Consider the following 18182-nt stretch of genomic DNA (forward strand, 5'->3'; position numbering starts at 1 on the left):
CCCACACCGTCCTTGAGTCCGCGTCCTTGTCCGGAGCACGGGTCGTTCGGGGCCCGAGCCGGACAGTGGCTTGCTGAGAAACGACCGGCCGCAGGGCCGAGGACCGACCAGCAGTAGGGACATCTTCAAGTGACAGTCAGTACCGAGGGGTCGGCGCCCGTGCGCCCGGGTCCCGAGAGCGCCCCCGCGGCGCCCGCCCGATCGGAGTCGGGCCCGGCCCGCCTCCTGCGCTCCCGAGGCGCGCTGCTGCTGCTCGAAGCGGTCGTGGCCTTCACCGCCGCCCTCATCCTCCCCGTGCTGGCGCGCGGCTTCAAACTCAACCCGCTGAACCGCATCGCGCAGGTCAGCGGCCTGGCCGCGATCCAGCTGCGGTTCGCGCTGCTCGGCCTGCTGCTCATCGGCCTGGTGCTGCTGGCGATGAAGCTCCGCGGCGGCCGCCACTTCGATCTGGCCACCCGGATATCCGCCGCCGGCATCGCCGGTCTGGCCAGCGGTTTCGTCGCGGCGGGCGCGGTGGTCGCGCTCCAGGGCACGCCGTGGCCGATGTTCGGCCTCAACGGCGACAGCGGCCGGATCGTCGAGTGGGCCCACCTGGTGGCCAACGGGAAGCCCTCCGGCTCCCCGGTCTACCCGCCGGCTCCGCTCTACACCCTCGGCTACTACGCCGAGCTGTTCCGCGGCGGGAACACCGCCTACGCCTTCAAGGACCTCCAGATCCTCGGGGCCGCGTTCTTCGGCCCGCTCACCTACTTCGCCTGGCGGCTGCTCCTCAGCCCGATCCGGGCGCTCGCCTTCGGCGTCGTACCGGCCTTCGCGCTGATCGACTCCTACAAGCCGTACAGCCAGACGGTCCTCGTCGTGCTCGTGCCGGTCCTGGTGGCCATGGTCGTGGCGCTGCGCCGCAGCGGCACCGCGAACTGGCGTCCGCTGCTGCTCAAGGGCGCCGGCTTCGGCGCGCTGCTCGCGGTGCTCTTCCTGACGTACTCGGGCTGGTTCCTGTGGAGCGCGGGCGGCGTGTTCTTCGCCGCGCTGCTGTACTTCCCGTGGAAGAGCGGCCGGCTCAAGGGCGCCGCCTTCATGGGCTCCGCCCTGGCCGCCTTCATGGTGGTGGCGGGGAAGTACCTGATGGTCATGCTCAAGGAGGGGCAGACCACCAAGGACTACAACTTCCGCTTCGACAACTTCACCGACCCGGCGTACTACCTGATGTGGCGCACGGACATGCCGGGCAAGGTGGGCGACTGGCCGCCGCCCGGGGAGTTCGGCGGGGTCGGCCTGTTCGCCATCGTGACCTTCGTCTGCCTGGGCGTCGCGATCTGGCTGGGCCTGCGCAAGCCGCTGGTGGTCACCATCGCCGCGATGTTCATCAGCGCGTGGGTGATGCGCATGTACATCGCCCAGAACATGTACGAGACGCACACGGTCCAGCTGTACACGCGCACCAACAACCAGCTGCTCTACTGCGGACTGATCCTGTGCGGCCTGGTGGCCCACCTGGTCTCGCAGCGGATGGCCGAGCGGCGCACCGCCGAAGCGGCCGACGGCGCCCCGGCCGCGCCGGGACGGGCCGGCGTCACGGGCGGCGGCTTCCCCGGCCGCGAGGGAGCGGTGATCGGCGCCCTCTGCGCCCTGCTGCTCCTGCTCGGCACGGTGTCCTCCGCGATGTCCGACCGGTACATGCCGGCGCAGGACGGTACGTACCGGATCCTGCCCTGGGTTTCCCACACCGTTCGCCAGCAGAACGGCAAGTGCCCGAAGTTCGCCCCCAAGCACGAGTGCTCCAAGGACGGCGACCAGTCCTGGCTGAGCTACATCCGTTGACCCGAAGGACGACATGATCTCCGCACTGACGCGGCTGGCCGACTGGTCGGCCAAGACTCCCAAGCGGCTCTGGGCTGTCTCCTTCGTGCTCTTCTTCACCCTCGCGGCCTCCTGGTCCGCCGCCACCCCGCTCGGCGGCTCCCCGGACGAGCACGCGCACTTCATCCGCGCGGCGGCCGTCGCCCGGGGCCAGATCAACGGCTCCGAGGTGATGGTCCCGCACATGGTGGCGGGCATCGAGGGGAAGTTCGCCGAGACCGGGGTCAAGCTCCCGGAGTGGTACAAGCAGCTGCCCAAGCAGCACGAGTGCTACGCCTGGCACGAGGAGCGGCCCGCGTCCTGCGCCCGCAAGCTCGGCCACTCGGAGAAGACCGCCGAGGTCCCGACCGCGGCCGGCCGCTACCACCCGGCGTACTACATGGTGACCGGCTGGCCGAGCCTGCTGGTCGACGGTCCGCGCGGGCTGTACCTGATGCGCCTGATGGCGGCCCTGTTCTGCTCGGCCCTGCTGGCGAGCGCCGTGGTCACGGCCGCCGAGTGGACGCGCAGGCGCTCGGTCGCGCTGCTCGGCGTCTTCACCGCGGCCACGCCCATGGCCCTGTACATGGCCGGCATGGTCAACCCCAGCGGCGGTGAGATCGCCGCCGGCATCCTGGTGTGGACCGCCCTGCTGTCGATCTTCATGTCGCCCGATCCGGGACTGCTGAACCGCAGGCTGGCCAGGGTCGGCATCGGCGGCCTGGTGCTCATCAACATCCGCCCGCTCGGACTGATCTGGTTCGCCGGGGCGGTCGTCTTCTCGGTGCTGCTGGCCGAGCGCGGCGCGCTGCGCCCGGTGCTGCGCCGCAAGGCCCTGTGGATCTGGACGGCGCTGCTCGGCCTCGCCACGGTCGGTGCGCTGCTCTGGGCCCGCGCGCACCCCGACAACTCGGTGATCAACGTCCCCAAGTCGCTCACCATGCGGGAAGCGGCCCGGCAGACCTTCGGGAACACCGAGACCTACGTCCACCAGATGCTCGGCTACTTCGGCTGGCTGGACACCCCGGCCCCGGCCTTCACCTGGCAGGTCTGGCTCGGCGTGATCGCCGTGGTCACCGTGCTGGGGCTGGCGTACGGCCGCGGGCGCGAGGCGGTGGCGCTGATCGGCATGCTGGTGGCGATCGTCGTGGTCCCGGTGGTGGCCCAGGCCTCGCAGGCGGAGACGCTCGGCATGGTCTGGCAGGGCCGCTACCTGCTGCCCTTCGCGGTCGGCCTGCCGTTGATGGCGGCGCTGATCTGCGCGAGCCGGGCGCCCGAGAAGGGCTTCCCCTGGCGCCGGTTGGTCGGCTTCGCGGTGGCCGGCCTCGCGCTGGCGAACGCGGCGGCGTTCTTCTGGGCGCTGCGGCGCTTCGCGGTCGGCGTCAGCGGCCCCTGGATCCCGTACTCGGCGCACTGGAACCCGCCCGGCGGCTGGGTGCTGTGGAGCGGCGTGTACACGGTGGCGGCGATCGCCCTCGTGGTGCCCGCCCTGATGCGCGACCGCGCGCCCGGGGAACCGGACGGAGCGGGCCGCGGCGGAGCGGACCCGGACGAGGCCGCCGGCTCCGGCGCGCAGCCGCGGGCGACGGCGGCCCGCTGATCCGGCGCGGGCCCGCCCGTCCGGCGCGGGCCCGCCCGTCAGGCGTTGGCCCGCTCCGCCGGGATGTCCGCCACCGCGAAGGACGGCGTGCGGTCGTCGGCCTCGGCCAGCAGCGCCCCGCCCGGCGCCCACACGGCCGCGCCCCCGCACCCGGTCCACGGCCCCGCCGGCCCGACGTGGTTGGCGAGGGCCACGTACATGCCGTGGTCCCGGGCGATCCCGGGGTGGACCCAGGCGCGCTCGCCGACGCCGTCGCCCGTCCCGTAGAGCGAGCTCGCCAGGTGCACCCGGCAGCCGGCCGCCGCGCCCGCGCCGGGCACGTCCGCGAAGTGGTTGTCGAAGCAGATGCCCAGGGAGAAGCGGATCCCGCCGAGTTCGAACCGGCCCGGGACCGCCCCCGCCGCGAAGACCTCCTGCTCGTGGCGGAAGAGGTGCTGCTTGGCGTACGTGGTCACGTGCGCGCCGGCCGCGTCGTGCACCAGGGTCGCGATGAGGGGCAGGGGGCCGTCCCCGCGCAGCGCGACGTTGACGGCGGTGGCGGTCCCGGCGGCCCGGACGGGGTCCAGCCGGGGGTCGTCCGGCCCGGTCAGCCACAGTCCCGGGTCGGTGGCGAGCGCGGGCAGTTCGTACCCGGTCAGCGTGAGCTCGGGGAACACCACCAGGTCGACGCCCTCCGCCCGGGCCCGGGCGGCGAGGGCGGCCGCGCGCGCGGCGTTGGCGGGCACGTCGGCGGGGACGCAGGTCAGCTGGGCGGCGGCGATCTTCACGGGCTCCAGCTTGCCAGCCGGCGCGAGGGGGCGGGGAGCGGGTCCGGGTCAGGCCGCCGGTCCGTGCAGGAGCGTCAGGAAGGACCGGAAGACGGCCGGCATGTCCACGGCTTCCGGGGCGAGCAGCCACTGGTACTGGAGGCCGTCCATCACGGCGGCCAGCAGCGGGGCCGCCTGCTCGGGGGTGAGGCCCGAGGGGAGGCGCTCGCCGAACTCGGCGCGCAGCATCGCCGCCATCTCCCCGCGCACCTGCGCGTACCGATCGGTGAAGAACTCCCGTGCGGGATGGCCGTCGGTGACGCTCTCGCCGAGCAGTGCGGAGAAGGTCTGCACGATGCCCGGGCGCATCGCGTTGTAGTCCACCAGCGAGGCCAGCAGGTCCAGGCGCCACGTGCCGGCCGAGGCGCGGCTGCCGCCGCCGGTGTCCCAGCGGTCGCGCTCCTCCAGGACGGCGACCAGCAGCGCCTCCTTGGTCGGGAAGTAGTGCAGCAGCCCCTGCTGGGTCAGCCCCACGCGCTCGGCGACCGTACCGAGTGAAGCGCCGCGGTAGCCGCGCTCCGCGATGACCTCGACGGCCGCGCGGACGATCTCCCCGCGCCGTTCCTCACTTCTCGCCCTGGCCATCGCCGCGACGCCCCTTCCGTTCAGCCCGCCAGCAGGACCGTACGGCATCTTTCTATCACGAACAGATTACGAACCCTACCGCTCTACAGGTAAACGGTCCACGATGGAGCCAGCCGCACCGCGCAGCCGCCCCGCACGGCCGGCGCGCGGCCCCGCGTCTCGACTACCCGCACTCAACGAGGAGGCATGGCCGTGACCGATGCCGATCAGGTCCGCAACGACGTCGTAGAGGCGGCGCTGGGCAAGCTGGACCTCGACACCAAGGCCCGGCTGCTGGCCGGCCAGGACATGTGGTCCCTGCCCGCCGTCCCCGAGATCGGGCTGCGCTCCCTGGTCTTCTCCGACGGCCCCATCGGGGTGCGCGGCGTGCGCTGGACCGCCGACGACCCGTCCGTCGCCCTGCCCTCCCCGACCGCGCTCGCCGCCGCCTGGGACCCGGCGCTCGCCCGCCGGGCCGGCCGCCTCCTCGCCCAGGAGGCCCGCCGCAAGGGCGTCCACGTCCTCCTCGCGCCCACCGTCAACCTGCACCGCTCCCCGCTCGGCGGCCGCCACTTCGAGTGCTACTCGGAGGACCCGTACCTCACCGGCGCCGTCGGCAGCGGCTACGTGAACGGGGTCCAGGACGGCGGGGTCGGCACCACCGTCAAGCACTTCGTCGGCAACGACGCCGAGACCGACCGGTTCACCGTCGACAGCGTCATCGCCCCGCGCCCGCTGCGCGAGCTGTACCTGGCGCCCTTCGAGGCGATCGTCGCCAACGCCCACCCGTGGGGCATCATGACGGCCTACAACCGGGTCAACGGCGTGTACATGAGCGAGAACGCCCACCTCGTCAACGAGGTCCTGCGCGCCGAGTGGGGCTTCGACGGCTGCAACGTCTCCGACTGGATGGCCGCCCGCTCCACCACCGGCGACATCCTCGGCGGCCTCGACGTGGTCATGCCCGGCCCCGCCTGCGTCTACGGCGCACCGCTCGCCGACGCCGTCCGCTCCGGCGAGGTGCCGGAAGCCGCCGTCGACGAGGCCGTCCGCAACGTCCTGCGCCTCGCCGCCCGCGTCGGCATCCTGGAGGGCGCCCCCGCCGTCGTCGGCGAGGTCCCGGCGCCCGTCGACGGCCAGGCCCTGGCCCGCGAGCTCGCCGCCCGCGGCTTCGTCCTCGTCCGCAACGAGGCCGTGTCCGGCACCGAGCGGGCCCTGCCCCTCGACACCTCCGCCGGCCGCACCGTCGCCGTCATCGGCGCCGCCGCCCGCGACGCCCGCGTGCTGGGCGGCGGTTCCGCCACCGTCTTCCCCGAGCGGATCGTCTCCCCGCTGGACGGACTGACCGCGGCCCTCCCCGAGGGCGCGGTGCGCTTCGCCGTCGGCGCCGACCCCAGCGACGAACTCACCCCCGCTGACAAGGGCTTCGAGCTCCGCGCGATCTGCCGCGACGCCTCCGGCGCCGTCCTCGGCACGGGCTCGCTGCCGACCGGCCAGGTCCAGTGGATCGGCGACGACCTGCCCGAGGGCGCCGCGTACGAGACGATGGCGAGCATCGAGGTCGTCGGCACCTTCGTCCCGCGCGAGAGCGGCGAGCACGCCTTCGGCACCCGCGGACTCGGCGCCTTCGCCCTCGCCGTCGGCGGCGAGATCCGCTGGGAGGGCGTCCAGTCGATGGGCAACGAGGCCGACCCGTTCGAGGCCTTCTTCGGAGCCCCCAACGAACGGACCCGCCTCACCCTCACCGAGGGCGAGGCCGTCGAGGTCTCCCTGACCTACCAGGTCCCCGACGTGAGCGCCCTGCCCCTCAAGGCGATCATGTTCTCCTTCCTCCATCTCGGCCCGCAGCGCTCCGCCGACGAGCTCATCGACGAGGCCGTGGAGGCGGCGCGCGCGGCCGACACCGCCGTCGTGGTCGTCGCCACCACCGAGCGCGTGGAGTCCGAGGGCTTCGACCGGGTCGACCTCACCCTCCCGGGCCGCCAGGACGACCTGGTCAGGGCCGTCGCCGCGGTCAACCCGAACACCGTGGTCGTCGTCAACGCCGGCTCCCCGGTCGAGCTCCCGTGGCGCGAGGAGGTCGCCGCCGTCCTGCTGACCTGGTTCCCCGGGCAGGAGGGCGGGGCCGCGCTGGCCGACGTACTCCTCGGCGACGCCGAGCCGGGCGGGCGGCTGCCCACCACCTGGCCCGCGCGGTTCGCGGACGCGCCGGTCACCGAGGTCATCCCGACCGAGGGGCGCCTGGAGTACGGAGAGGGGCTCTTCATCGGCTACCGGGCGTACGAGCGGGAGGGGATCGCCCCCGCCTACCCCTTCGGCCACGGCCTCGGCTACACGGACTGGGCGTACGAGTCCCTGGAGGCCACCCCGGAGGCGGTGCGGGTCCGCCTCACCAACACCGGCGCCCGGCCGGGCCGCGAGACCGTCCAGATCTACCTGGCCCCCACGGCCGACACCGTGGAGCGCCCGGCGAGCTGGCTGGCCGGCTTCGCGAGCGTGAGCGCCGGGCCCGGCGAGAGCGTGGAGGTCGAGATCGCCCTGCCCGGGCGCGCCTTCGAGATCTGGGACGAGGACGCCCGCGCCTGGCAGCGGATCGGCGGCGGCTACGAGGTCCGCGCGAGCCACGCGCACGGCGACACGCGGCTGACGGCGACCCTCGATCTGTAATGGCCGGAAATCACCCGTGTTGAGGTGATCCAAGAGCTGGACCGGGGGCGGGCCCTGACACCCGCCCCCGGTCCTGTCCGCTGTCCGGCGTCAACGCGGGGGCTCGGCGGAGGTCACCTGTCGGTGCGCCAGTTCCGCGAGCCGCGCCTGTCCGTCCTTGCCCGGGTGGAACCAGTCCCAGCGGCTCAACTGCTCCGCCGAGAACGGGTACTGGAAGACCGCGCCGCCGTCGTAGCGGCACAGCCCGTCCTTCGCGCAGACCTCGCGCAGCACCTCGTTGTACTCGACCACGCGCGCCCGCACCTGCTCGCGCCGGGCCGTCGCCCCGGCGGTCTCGGAGGTGGGTTCGGCGAGCATCGACTGGCAGATGCCGAGCCGCCAGACCTGGCGCACCATCGGATCGTCCTTGCCCTGCTCCCACAGGCGCTGGAGGTCCGGGACGCTGGAGACGTACACCTGCGAGGCGGGCGAGGCGGCCCGCAGGTCCGCGAGCGCCTTCTCGAACCCGGAGCGGAAGGCGGCCACCGGGGTCATCGACGAAGCCGACGGCCGGCAGGCGTCGTTCGAGCCCACCATCACCGTGACCAGGCCGGGCCTGTGCGCGGCGGCGGAGGCCAGCTGTCCCGGCAGGTCGGCCATCCGGGAGCCGGTCACCGCGTAGTTCCAACTGCGCGCGGGCGCCTCGGCCTCCCCGAGCAGCCGAGCGGCCAGCGAGTGGACGGCGGGGTCGTCACCGGTGGCCCAGGAGGCCTCCGGGCAGTCGGCCAGCACCGAACAGGCGTCGAAACCGCGCGTGATGGAGTCGCCGACCGCGGCGACCGAGGCGGGCGCGGTGTTCCAGCGGGGCGCGGCCTGCGCCCCCCGTTCGCCCGCGGGCTTCGCCCCGTCGGCCGAACACCCGCCCAGCACACCCGCCGCCACGACCAGCAGGGCGGCCGTCGCGCCCGCGCCCGGAAGCGTCCTGCGCGCTCGGCGGCGCGGGGCGGTGGTGCGCATGCGGGAGGTCCCTCCTCGTCGCCCCGCGTCCATCGGGGGCGTCCTGCTGAGTGAATGCTCTGTGTTTACGGGCCTGGGAGCGACCGTACGTCACACCATGACCCCCGGCGCACGGTAGCTTTTTCCCGTGGCGTTTCGGCCGCAAGTCCCGCAACGCAATGTCAAATAATTTCCGTTACATTACATCACGTCACATACTGTCCGTTTTCTGGAGTTTATTCCCGACCTCGTCCCACACTGGAGGTCCCGGTGACGACACGTGGAGTCCTGTACGTGCACTCCGCACCGCGCGCGCTCTGCCCGCACGTGGAATGGGCTGTTGCGGGGGTGCTCGGGGTGCGGGTGAACCTCGACTGGATCCGTCAGCCCGCCTCCCCGGGCACCTGGAGAGCCGAGTTCTCCTGGCAGGCCGAGGCGGGCACCGCATCGAAACTCGCCTCCGCCCTGCGCGGCTGGCACCTGCTCCGCTTCGAAGTGACCGCGGAACCCTGCCCGACGGCCGAGGGCGAGCGCTACAGCTCCACCCCGCAGCTCGGCATCTTCCACGCCGTCACCGGAATGCACGGCGACATCCTGATCCCCGAGGACCGGCTGCGTGCCGCCCTCGCCCGGTCCTCGCGCGGAGAGACGGACCTGGAGGCGGAGATCGCCAAACTGCTCGGCAAGCCCTGGGACGACGAGCTCGAACCCTTCCGCTACGCCGGCGAGGGCGCTCCGGTGCGCTGGCTCCACCAGGTCGTCTGAGCCCTGCTCGCGCACGCGAAAGGCCCACCCGGAACCATCCGGGTGGGCCTTTCGCGTGGGTCTCGGTCAGACAGTACGGAACGCGAGCGTCACGTTGTGGCCGCCGAAGCCGAAGGAGTTGTTGATCGCGGAGATCGGGCCGTCGGCCGGGAGCTTGCGGGGCTCGCCGCGCACGATGTCCGCGTCGATGTCGTCGTCGATGTCGTCGAGGTTGATCGTCGGCGGGGCCAGGCGGTGGTACAGCGCCAGCACCGTCGCGACGGTCTCGATGCCGCCCGCGCCACCGAGGAGGTGACCGGTCATCGACTTGGTGGCCGAGATCGCGATGTGGTCGAGGTCGTCGCCCAGCACCTTGCGCAGGGCCTTCAGCTCGGCCGTGTCACCCTGCGGGGTGGACGTGGCGTGCGCGTTCAGGTGGACCAGCTCGGCCGGGTCGAGACCCGTGTTGTCGAGCAGGTTCTGCACGGCGGCCGCGACACCGCGGCCGGTCGGCTCCGGCTGCGCGATGTGGTGGCTGTCCGCGGACAGGCCCTGGCCCAGCACCTCGCAGTAGACCCGGGCGCCGCGCGCGGCGGCGTGCTCGGCGGACTCCAGGATCACGACGCCGGCGCCCTCGCCGAGGACGAAGCCGTCGCGGGCCTTGTCGTACGGGCGGGAGGCCGTGGTCGGGTTCTCGTTGTTCTTGGACATCGCCATCATGTTGGCGAACGCGGCGATCGGCAGCGGGTGGATCGCCGCCTCGGTGCCGCCCGCGACGACCACGTCGGCACGGCCGGTGCGGATCATCTCGACGGCGTAGCCGATGGCCTCGGCGCCCGACGCGCAGGCGCTGACCGGAGTGTGCACACCCGCGCGGGCGTTGACCTCCAGGCCGACGTTGGCCGACGGGCCGTTCGGCATGAGCATGGGGACGGTGTGCGGGGAGACCCGGCGCACACCCTTTTCCTTCAGTACGTCGTACTGGTCGAGCAGGGTGGTCACGCCGCCGATGCCGGAGGCGATGACGGTGCCCAGGCGCTCGGGCGCGATCGACGCGTCCTCGCCCGCCGGGGCGGTGTAGCCGGCGTCGGCCCACGCCTCGCGGGCCGCGATGATCGCGAACTGGGCCGAGCGGTCCAGCTTGCGGGCCAGCGGCCGGGGAAGGACCTCACTCGGGTCCACGGCGGCAGTTGCGGCGATACGAACCGGGAGTTCGGCAAAGCGCTCGCCCTCGAGGGGCTTTACGCCGGAACGGCCGGCAAGCAGACCTTCCCAGGTCGAAGCGCTGTCGCCACCCAGCGGAGTGGTTGCGCCGATACCGGTGACGACCACGGTGCGATTGGTCGGGCTCACAGGAATTCTTTCTCCACGTCTCAGGGGGTGCTGAATTGTCACGGCGCCACCGCCAGGTGGCGACAAACGCTCGTCAGGCTCAGGCCTGGTTCTTGAGGATGTAGCTCGCAGCATCGCCGACGGTCTTGAGACCCTTGACGTCCTCGTCCGGGATCTTCACCTCGAAGCGCTCTTCGGCGGCGACGACGACCTCGACCATGGACAGCGAGTCGACGTCCAGGTCGTCGGTGAAGGACTTCTCGAGCTGGACGTCCTCGGTCGGGATGCCGGCGATCTCGTTGACGATCTCGGCGAGACCTTCGACGATCTCATCCTGGGTGTAGGCCATGTGGCGCTCCTTCATTGGGTACTGGGGTGGAACAGGGACGGAAAAAGGGATTCCGGACCCTAGGGGAGGGTAACGACCGTCGCGGCGTAGACGAGTCCCGCCCCGAAGCCGATGACGAGCGCGGTGTCGCCGCTCTTCGCCGCTCCGGTCGCCAGGAGCCGCTCCATAGCGAGCGGGATCGAGGCGGCCGAGGTGTTGCCGGTGGTTTCGACGTCACGGGCGACCGTGACGTGCTCCGGCAGCTTCAGAGTCTTCACCATCGAGTCGATGATCCGCATGTTTGCCTGGTGCGGAATGAAGACGTCCAGGTCATCGGCGGTGATCCCGGCTGCGTCGAGCGCCTGCTGGGCCACCTTGGCCATCTCGAAGACGGCCCAGCGGAAGACCGCCTGGCCCTCCTGGGTGATGGCCGGAAACTTCTCGGCGCTGTCCGTGCTGCGGTACTCGTCCCACGGCACGGTCTGCTTGATCGTCTCGGACTTGTCGCCCTCGGAACCCCACACCGTGGGGCCGATGCCCGGCTCGTCCGAGGGGCCGACGACCACGGCGCCCGCGCCGTCGCCGAAGAGGAAGGCCGTCGCACGGTCCTCCAGGTCGGTGAGGTCCGAGAGCCGCTCCACGCCGATGACGAGGACGTACTCCGCCGAACCCTCCACGATCAGGCCCTTGGCCAGGGTCAGGCCGTAGCCGAAGCCGGCGCAGCCCGCCGAGATGTCGAAGGCCGCGGGCTTGCCCGCGCCGATGCGGTGCGCGATCTCCGTCGCGACCGCCGGGGTCTGCTTGAAGTGCGACACCGTCGAGACGATCACGGCGCCGATCTTCTCCGGCTCGATCCCGGCGGCGGCCAGCGCCTTGCCGGAGGCCTCCACCGACATCGCGGCGACGGTCTCCTGGGGCGAGGCCCAGTGCCGCGTGGCGATGCCGGAACGGGAGCGGATCCACTCGTCGGACGAGTCGATGGTCTCGAGGATGACCTCGTTGGGCACCACGCGGACAGGGCGGTAGCCGCCCACACCGAGGATGCGGGCGTACGGGGAGCCCTTGGATGGCTTGATCTTCGACATGCTGTGTGGGCTCCTTCTCTCAGACCGCGTGCTCGGCTACGAGCGCCGCGGCCTTCTCGAGATCGTCCGGGGTCCTCAGGGCCACGCTCGGTACGCCCTTGAGCGCGCGCTTGGCCAGACCCGTCAGAGTGCCACCCGGGGACAGCTCGATGATCCCCGTGACACCCAGTTCGGCGAACGTCTCCATGCACAGGTCCCAGCGGACCGGGTTGGCCACCTGGCCGACCAGCCGGGCGACGACATCGGCGCCCGTGGTCACGACCTGGCCATCCTTGTTCGATACGTACTTCAGCACCGGGTCGGCCGGGGAGAGGGCGGCTGCCGCCTTCTCCAGACCGGCGACCGCCGGAGCCATGTGGTGCGTGTGGAAGGCGCCCGCGACCTTGAGGGCGACGACCTTCATGGAACCCTCGGGCTTCTCGGCCTCCAGGGCCGCGATCTGCTCCATGGTCCCCGCGGCCACGATCTGGCCCGCGCCGTTCACGTTCGCCGGGGTCAGGCCCAGCTTCTCCAGGTGGGCCACGACGACGTCCGGCTCCCCGCCGAGGACCGCCGCCATGCCCGTCGCGGTGATCGCCGCGGCCTCGGCCATGCCGAGCCCGCGGGTGCGTACGAAGGACAGCGCGTCCGTGTCGGACAGCACGCCGGCGTAGGCGGCGGCGGTGATCTCGCCGACGCTGTGGCCCGCGACGGCACCGAAGGCCGTGGGCGCGCCCAGCGCGGACGCGGAGAGCAGACCGGCGGCAACCAGCAGGGGCTGCGCCACGGCCGTGTCGCGGATCTCCTCCGCGTCGGCCTTCGTGCCGTAGTGGGCAAGGTCGAGCCCGATGGCGTCCGACCAGCCGGCGACGCGGGCAGCGGCGCCGGGCAGTTCGAGCCAGGGAGTCAGGAAGCCGGGCGTCTGTGCGCCTTGGCCGGGAGCGACGAGTACGAGCACCCTCACACTCTCTCTTGTGTTCGGTCCGCGCCGCCCGTGGGGACAGGGACGAAGAACCTTCGGGGTAATTGTTGATGTCCGACAAAAGTCTAGGACTGAGGATCGCCGTCGGCCAGACGCCCGAGGATCAGGGCGATCCTCAGGGTGAACGCGGAACGGACATCTGAGGGCGACCAGCCGGTGACGTCCGTCACACGTCGCAGCCGGTAGCGCACGGTGTTGGGGTGAACGAACAGCATCCGAGCTGCGCCTTCGAGACTGCTCGCCTGCTCCAGGTAGACGCTGAGCGTCTCCAGGAGGGCCGAACCCGCCTCCTCCAGCGGTCTGTAGATCTCCTCCACCAACTGCTCGCGCGCCGAAGGGTCCGACGCGATCGCGCGTTCGGGCAGGAGATCGTCCGCCAGCACCGGACGCGGAGCGTCCTGCCAGGCCGTGCAGGCCTTGAGCCCGGCCGCCGCCGCCTGCGCGGACTTCGTGGCGTTCAGCAGGTCCGGGACGACCGGGCCGGCCACCACCGGACCCGCCGCGAACGGCCCGATCAGGGACTTCGCGACCTGCATCGGATTGTCGCTGCCGCCCGCGATGACCACGAGCCGGTCGCCGAGCACACCGGTGAGGACCTGCAGCTTGTGGTGGCGGGCCGCGCGCCGGATCGCCTCCACCGTCAGCTCGCTGTCGCCCTCCGGCGCGGTGCCCAGCACGACGCACACGTGGTCCGGGGAGTTCCAGCCGAGCGCCGCCGCCCGGGACAGGGCGCCCTCGTCGGCCTCGCCGGACAGCACCGCGTTGACGACCAGCGACTCCAGCCGGGCGTCCCACGCCCCGCGGGCCTCGGCGGCCTGCGCGTACACCTGGGCGGTCGCGAAGGCGATCTCCCGGGCGTACACCAGCAGCGCCTCGCGCAGGATCGACTCGTCACCGGGTGCCGCGACCTCGTCGATCGCGGTCTCCATGACCTCGATCGTGGTCCGCACCATCTCGACGGTCTGGCGCAGGGTGATCGCCCGGGTCAGCTCGCGCGGAGCCGTCCCGAAGACATCGGTCGAGATCGCCTGAGGGGCCTCCGGATGCCGGAACCACTCGGTGAACGCGGCGATGCCGGCCTGGGCGACCAGGCCGATCCAGGACCGGTTCTCCGGTGGCATCGCCCGGTACCACGGCAGCGTCTCGTCCATGCGCGCGATGGCGTTGGCCGCGAGCCGGCCGGAGGACTTCTCGAGCCGCCGCAGCGTCGCGGAATGCGGATGGGCGGGAGCCGGATGCGCGGAATGGATCGCGGGGGAATGCTCACGTTCGGGTTGGGGCACGTGACAAGACTGCCTTATCGGGGAGAGCTCGCGGCGTCCGGTACCACGGGCGCCACCCGGTCCGGAGGCTACGGTGACCCCCATGATTGATGTACGCCGCGGCTCCGACCGGTACGAGGGCGGGGACGCGCAGGCCGGGATCGCCACCCGGCACGCCTTCTCCTTCGGACAGCACTACGACCCGGACAACCTGCGCTTCGGCCCGGTCATGGCGTGCAACGAGGAGACCCTCGCCCCCGGCGCCGGCTTCGACGAGCACCCCCACAGCCACACCGAGATCGTCACCTGGGTGGCCGACGGCGAGCTCACCCACCAGGGCGCCACGGGCGCCGGAACCCTGGTCCGGCCCGGCGACGTACAGCACCTCGGCGCCGCTTCCGGCACGCGCCACGTGGAGCGCAACGACGGCCCCGGGCCGCTGCGCTTCGTCCAGATGTGGCTCGCGCCGCTCGACACGGCCGGGGAGCCCTCGTACGCCCTGGTCAGGGGCATCGCCGACAGCACGCCCTACGCGGTGCCGGCGGCCGGGGCCGTCCTGCACGTACGGCGGCCGGGCGCGGGCGAGCGGGTCGCCGTGCCGGCGGCCGAGCGGGTGTACGTGCACGTCGTACGGGGAGACCTGCGCCTGGACGGCGAGCACGGGGAGGAGATCGGCCCCGGGGACTCCCTGCGGATCACCGGCGAGCCGGACCTGGAGCTCGTCGCCGGATCCCCGGGCGAGCTGCTGATCTGGGAGCTTCCCTGACCGGCCGGCCGATCAGACCGGGCGGCGGAGGTCGGCGAGCACCGCGTCGGTGAACACGGGCCAGGCCTCCACGGCCCACGGGCCGAAGGGGCGGTCGGTCAGCGCCACGCACGCGGCGCGCGCGTCCGGGTCCACCCACAGGAAGGTCCCGGCCTGCCCGAAGTGCCCGAAGGTGCGCGGCGAGGAGCCGGAGCCCGTCCAGTGCGGGGCCTTCCCGTCGCGGATCTCCAGACCGAGGCCCCAGTCGTTGGGGGACTGGTGGCCGTAGCCGGGCAGGACGCCCTTCAGTCCGGGGTGGACCACGGCGGTGGCCTCGGCGACGGTGCGGACGTCCAGCAGCCGCGGCTGCTGGAGTTCGGCGGCGAAGCGCGCGAGGTCGGCGACGGTGGAGACGCCGTCCTTGGCGGGGGAGCCCTCCAGGCTGCTCGACGCCATGCCCAGCGGCTCGAAGACCGCCTGGTGGACGTACTCGGAGAAGGGGATCCCGGTGGCCTTGGCGATGTGGTCGCCCAGCACCTCGAAACCGGCGTTCGAGTACAGGCGGCGCTGCCCGGGCGGGGAGCTCACGCGGTGCTCGTCGAAGGCCAGGCCACTGGTGTGCGCCAGCAGGTGGCGGACGGTGGAGCCCTGCGGCCCGGCCGGCTCGTCCAGCTCGATCGCGCCCTCCTCGTAGGCGACGAGGGCGGCGTAGGCGGCGAGCGGCTTGGTCACGGAGGCCAGGGCGAAGCGGTGGTCCACCGGGCCGTGGGCGCCCAGTACGGTCCCGTCGGCGCGGACGACGGCGGCCGCGGCGGTCACAACCGGCCAGTTCTCGATGGTCCGCAGACTCTGCATGCTCTCCATGCGGCCGAGCCTACTTGCTTGGAGTGCACTCCAAGGTTTTAGCGTGTGGCCATGAGCCTGACGCAGACGCGGTACACGATCAGCGAGGTCGAGGCCCGGACCGGTCTGACCCAGCACACCTTGCGCTGGTACGAGCGGATCGGCCTCATGCCGCACGTGGACCGCTCGCACTCGGGACAGCGGCGCTTCAGCGACAAGGACCTCGACTGGCTGGCCTTCGTGGGCAAGCTGCGCGCCACCGGGATGTCGGTGGCGGACATGGTCCGCTACGCCGAACTGGTCAGGGAGGGCGGGCACACCGTCGGCCAGCGGCGCGAACTGCTGGAGCGGACGCGGCGCGATGTGCGGGCGCGGATCGCGGAACTGGGCGACGCGCTCGCCGTATTGGACTACAAGATCGACATGTATGCGATGCACGCCGTCGCGGAAAAGGCGGACCGGACATGACCGAGAACACCGAGCACGCCGAGCACGCCGAGAAGACCGGCAGGCTCGAAAAGGTCGAACTGGGCAAGGGCGGCCCGCTGGTGGGCGTCCAGGGCCTCGGCTGCATGGGCATGAGCGAGTTCTACGGGGACACGGACGAGGCGGTCGCCCGCCGGACCCTCGACGCGGCGCTCGACGCCGGGGTCACCCTCTTCGACACCGCCGACGTCTACGGGCGGGGCGCGAACGAGGAGTTCCTCGCGCCGTTCGTGGCCGCGCACCGCGAAGAGATCACCCTCGCCACGAAGTTCGCCATCGAGCGCACCGACGACCCGGTGTACCGGGGGGTCCGCAACGACGCGGCGTACATCCGTCGGGCGGTGGAGGCCAGCCTGCGCAGGCTCGGCACCGAGGTGATCGACCTCTACTACATGCACCGGCACGATCCGGCCGTCCCCTTCGCCGAATCGGTCGGCGCGATGGCGGAGTTGGTGCGGGAGGGCAAGGTGCGCCACCTCGGGCTGAGCGAGGTGACCGGGCCCGAGCTGCGCGAGGCGCACGCCGTGCACCCGATCGCGGCGCTCCAGTCGGAGTGGTCGCTCTTCAGCCGGGACGTGGAGCGCAGCGCCGCGGCCGCCGCGGCGGAGCTCGGCGTGGCGCTCGTGCCGTACTCCCCGCTCGGACGCGGCTTCCTGACCGGCGCGTTCACGGACGCGGCGGCGGAGCTGACGGCCGGTGACTTCCGCCGGGACCAGCCCCGGTTCACGGGGGAGAACGCGCGGACGAACGCGGCGCTGCTGGCGCCGGTACGGGAGATCGCGGCGGCGCACGGGGCCACGCCGGGGCAGATCGCGCTGGCGTGGGTGCAGCGGCGGGCGGCGGTGCACGGGCTGACGGTGGTGCCGATCCCCGGCACGCGCAAGCCGGAGCGGGTCGCGGAGAACACGGCGGCGACGCGGATCGCCCTGACGGAAGCCGAGCTGGCGCGGCTGGAGCCGATCGCGTCCCTGGTCGCGGGAGACCGCTACCCGGACATGTCCGCGACGTCGGTGGCCCGCGAGGCGTAGCCCGGGTCGACCCGGGCCGGGTCGGGTCGGGTCGGGGTCAGGCTTCGGCCGCGAAGCGGTCGCGCAGGGCCGTGTACTCCGCGTCGGTGAGCAGGCCCGCGCCGTGCAGTTCGGCGAGGTGCCGGAGGCGATCGTCGGCGCGGGGTCTAGGGACCGACGCGACGGGGGTGCGGGTGCGCAGCCCGGCGAGGACCGCCGCCGCGAACGGCAGGGACTCGTGGACGGCGCCGTAGCCCACGCCGAAGACGGCGGAGGCGAGGTCGTGGTCGGGGCGCGGGTCACCCGGGGCGCCCTGGACCGAGAGCCGCAGGTGGGCCCCGGGGCGGTCCGGGGAGTGCCAGGCGAGGCCGGTCAGCGCGGACAGCGGATAACGCTGGTCGCCGGCCTTCCACTTGGTGCTCGTGGCCCCGGTGCGGGACCAGCGGAAGGCGACGCAGGCGCCGTCGAAGGCGAGGCGGGCGTCGTACGCCTTCAGGGCGAGCGGCGGCTGCGGAGCCGCGACCAGGAAGCGGTCGGCGGGTCCGGCCGGGCCCAGCCGCTCGCGCAGGGCCTGTGCGAAGGCGGCCGCCCGACCCCGGGCGTCGCCGGGCAGCACCAGCCGGTACGGATCGCACGCTTCCCTCAGCTGCCCCGCCGCGGCCTCCACCAGGGGGTCCGCGCCCGCTCGCGCGTGGGCGCGCAGCACGACGGTGTCCCGGCGCCCCGCGGTCACGCTCACCCCGGACAACGCTTCGAGGGGGATCCGGCGGGTTCCCAGGGCGTGCCAGAGCCTGGGCGTTCGCATCCCCCGTGCGAAGCGGATGATCATCGAGTCCGTGGTGCGGTCGAACTCCCAGACGGCATGGTTTCCGGCCAGTACGTCACCCATGCGGCACATCGTAAAGGGACGCACCCCCGCGCGTCCCCCCGCTGTGAGG

Annotated in this window: 17 protein-coding genes; 7 read left to right on the forward strand and 10 right to left on the reverse strand. The window is 72.6% G+C overall.

What is annotated here, in order from left to right:
- Positions 1-129 precede the first annotated feature (129 nt).
- Positions 130-1821, forward strand: coding sequence for a hypothetical protein (locus DRB89_RS00440; RefSeq protein WP_162688423.1), 1692 nt, complete (start codon positions 130-132; stop codon positions 1819-1821).
- A gap of 13 nt (positions 1822-1834) precedes the next feature.
- On the forward strand, positions 1835-3439 hold the full coding sequence (locus tag DRB89_RS00445) for a DUF2142 domain-containing protein (RefSeq protein WP_112446282.1): 1605 nt from the start codon (positions 1835-1837) through the stop codon (positions 3437-3439).
- Positions 3440-3477: 38 nt separating this feature from the next.
- On the opposite strand, the gene DRB89_RS00450 is transcribed toward DRB89_RS00445, so the two are convergent.
- Both DRB89_RS00450 and DRB89_RS00455 read right to left on the reverse strand, forming a co-directional pair.
- Positions 3478-4206 carry a carbon-nitrogen hydrolase family protein gene (locus DRB89_RS00450; RefSeq protein ID WP_112446281.1) on the reverse strand — a complete coding sequence of 243 codons (729 nt, stop codon included), beginning with the start codon at positions 4204-4206 and terminating at the stop codon, positions 3478-3480.
- Positions 4207-4254: 48 nt separating this feature from the next.
- Positions 4255-4830, reverse strand: coding sequence for a TetR/AcrR family transcriptional regulator (locus tag DRB89_RS00455; RefSeq protein WP_112446280.1), 576 nt, complete (start codon positions 4828-4830; stop codon positions 4255-4257).
- 186 nt (positions 4831-5016) lie between these two features.
- Here DRB89_RS00455 and DRB89_RS00460 point away from each other — a divergent pair, with 186 nt between their 5' ends.
- Positions 5017-7476: a glycoside hydrolase family 3 C-terminal domain-containing protein gene (locus DRB89_RS00460; protein WP_112446279.1), complete on the forward strand. Its 2460-nt coding sequence runs from the start codon at positions 5017-5019 to the stop codon at positions 7474-7476.
- Positions 7477-7566: 90 nt separating this feature from the next.
- On the opposite strand, the gene DRB89_RS00465 is transcribed toward DRB89_RS00460, so the two are convergent.
- Positions 7567-8472 carry an SGNH/GDSL hydrolase family protein gene (locus DRB89_RS00465; protein ID WP_112446278.1) on the reverse strand — a complete coding sequence of 302 codons (906 nt, stop codon included), beginning with the start codon at positions 8470-8472 and terminating at the stop codon, positions 7567-7569.
- A gap of 249 nt (positions 8473-8721) precedes the next feature.
- Here DRB89_RS00465 and DRB89_RS00470 point away from each other — a divergent pair, with 249 nt between their 5' ends.
- Positions 8722-9216 (forward strand): DUF3145 domain-containing protein, encoded by a 495-nt coding sequence (locus DRB89_RS00470; protein ID WP_112446277.1) that lies wholly within the window; start codon positions 8722-8724, stop codon positions 9214-9216.
- A 66-nt stretch (positions 9217-9282) separates the two neighbouring features.
- Here DRB89_RS00470 and fabF read toward each other — a convergent pair whose 3' ends face one another.
- The 5 genes from fabF to fasR form a co-directional block, all read right to left on the reverse strand.
- Positions 9283-10548 carry a beta-ketoacyl-ACP synthase II gene (gene fabF / locus DRB89_RS00475; RefSeq protein ID WP_112446276.1) on the reverse strand — a complete coding sequence of 422 codons (1266 nt, stop codon included), beginning with the start codon at positions 10546-10548 and terminating at the stop codon, positions 9283-9285.
- Between the two features lie 79 nt (positions 10549-10627).
- A complete protein-coding gene (locus DRB89_RS00480) occupies positions 10628-10876 on the reverse strand; it encodes an acyl carrier protein (RefSeq protein ID WP_112446275.1) in 249 nt (82 codons plus the stop codon).
- A 59-nt stretch (positions 10877-10935) separates the two neighbouring features.
- The gene (locus tag DRB89_RS00485) at positions 10936-11940 is read right to left on the reverse strand and encodes a ketoacyl-ACP synthase III (protein WP_112446274.1); all 1005 of its coding nucleotides are present in this window, start codon (positions 11938-11940) and stop codon (positions 10936-10938) included.
- 19 nt (positions 11941-11959) lie between these two features.
- Positions 11960-12877, reverse strand: a complete 918-nt coding sequence (locus DRB89_RS00490; RefSeq protein ID WP_112446273.1) for an ACP S-malonyltransferase — start codon at positions 12875-12877, stop codon at positions 11960-11962.
- Positions 12878-12966: 89 nt separating this feature from the next.
- Positions 12967-14151, reverse strand: coding sequence for a fatty acid biosynthesis transcriptional regulator FasR (gene fasR, locus DRB89_RS00495; RefSeq protein ID WP_112453119.1), 1185 nt, complete (start codon positions 14149-14151; stop codon positions 12967-12969).
- Positions 14152-14266: 115 nt separating this feature from the next.
- Here fasR and DRB89_RS00500 point away from each other — a divergent pair, with 115 nt between their 5' ends.
- Positions 14267-14929 carry a pirin family protein gene (locus DRB89_RS00500; RefSeq protein ID WP_112453118.1) on the forward strand — a complete coding sequence of 221 codons (663 nt, stop codon included), beginning with the start codon at positions 14267-14269 and terminating at the stop codon, positions 14927-14929.
- Between the two features lie 12 nt (positions 14930-14941).
- Here the strand turns inward: DRB89_RS00500 and DRB89_RS00505 are convergent, their stop codons facing one another.
- Positions 14942-15763 carry a serine hydrolase domain-containing protein gene (locus tag DRB89_RS00505; protein ID WP_112453117.1) on the reverse strand — a complete coding sequence of 274 codons (822 nt, stop codon included), beginning with the start codon at positions 15761-15763 and terminating at the stop codon, positions 14942-14944.
- A gap of 60 nt (positions 15764-15823) precedes the next feature.
- Here DRB89_RS00505 and DRB89_RS00510 point away from each other — a divergent pair, with 60 nt between their 5' ends.
- The gene (locus DRB89_RS00510) at positions 15824-16219 is read left to right on the forward strand and encodes a MerR family transcriptional regulator (protein ID WP_112453116.1); all 396 of its coding nucleotides are present in this window, start codon (positions 15824-15826) and stop codon (positions 16217-16219) included.
- Positions 16216-17265 carry an aldo/keto reductase gene (locus DRB89_RS00515; RefSeq protein WP_112446272.1) on the forward strand — a complete coding sequence of 350 codons (1050 nt, stop codon included), beginning with the start codon at positions 16216-16218 and terminating at the stop codon, positions 17263-17265. The genes DRB89_RS00510 and DRB89_RS00515 overlap by 4 nt, the downstream gene beginning before the upstream one ends.
- 37 nt (positions 17266-17302) lie before the next feature.
- On the opposite strand, the gene DRB89_RS00520 is transcribed toward DRB89_RS00515, so the two are convergent.
- The gene (locus tag DRB89_RS00520) at positions 17303-18133 is read right to left on the reverse strand and encodes a DUF4429 domain-containing protein (RefSeq protein WP_112446271.1); all 831 of its coding nucleotides are present in this window, start codon (positions 18131-18133) and stop codon (positions 17303-17305) included.
- Positions 18134-18182 lie beyond the last annotated feature (49 nt).

The sequence above is a fragment of the Streptomyces sp. ICC4 genome (genome assembly GCF_003287915.1).
In the GTDB taxonomy this organism is placed as follows: Bacteria; Actinomycetota; Actinomycetes; order Streptomycetales; family Streptomycetaceae; genus Streptomyces; species Streptomyces tritrimontium.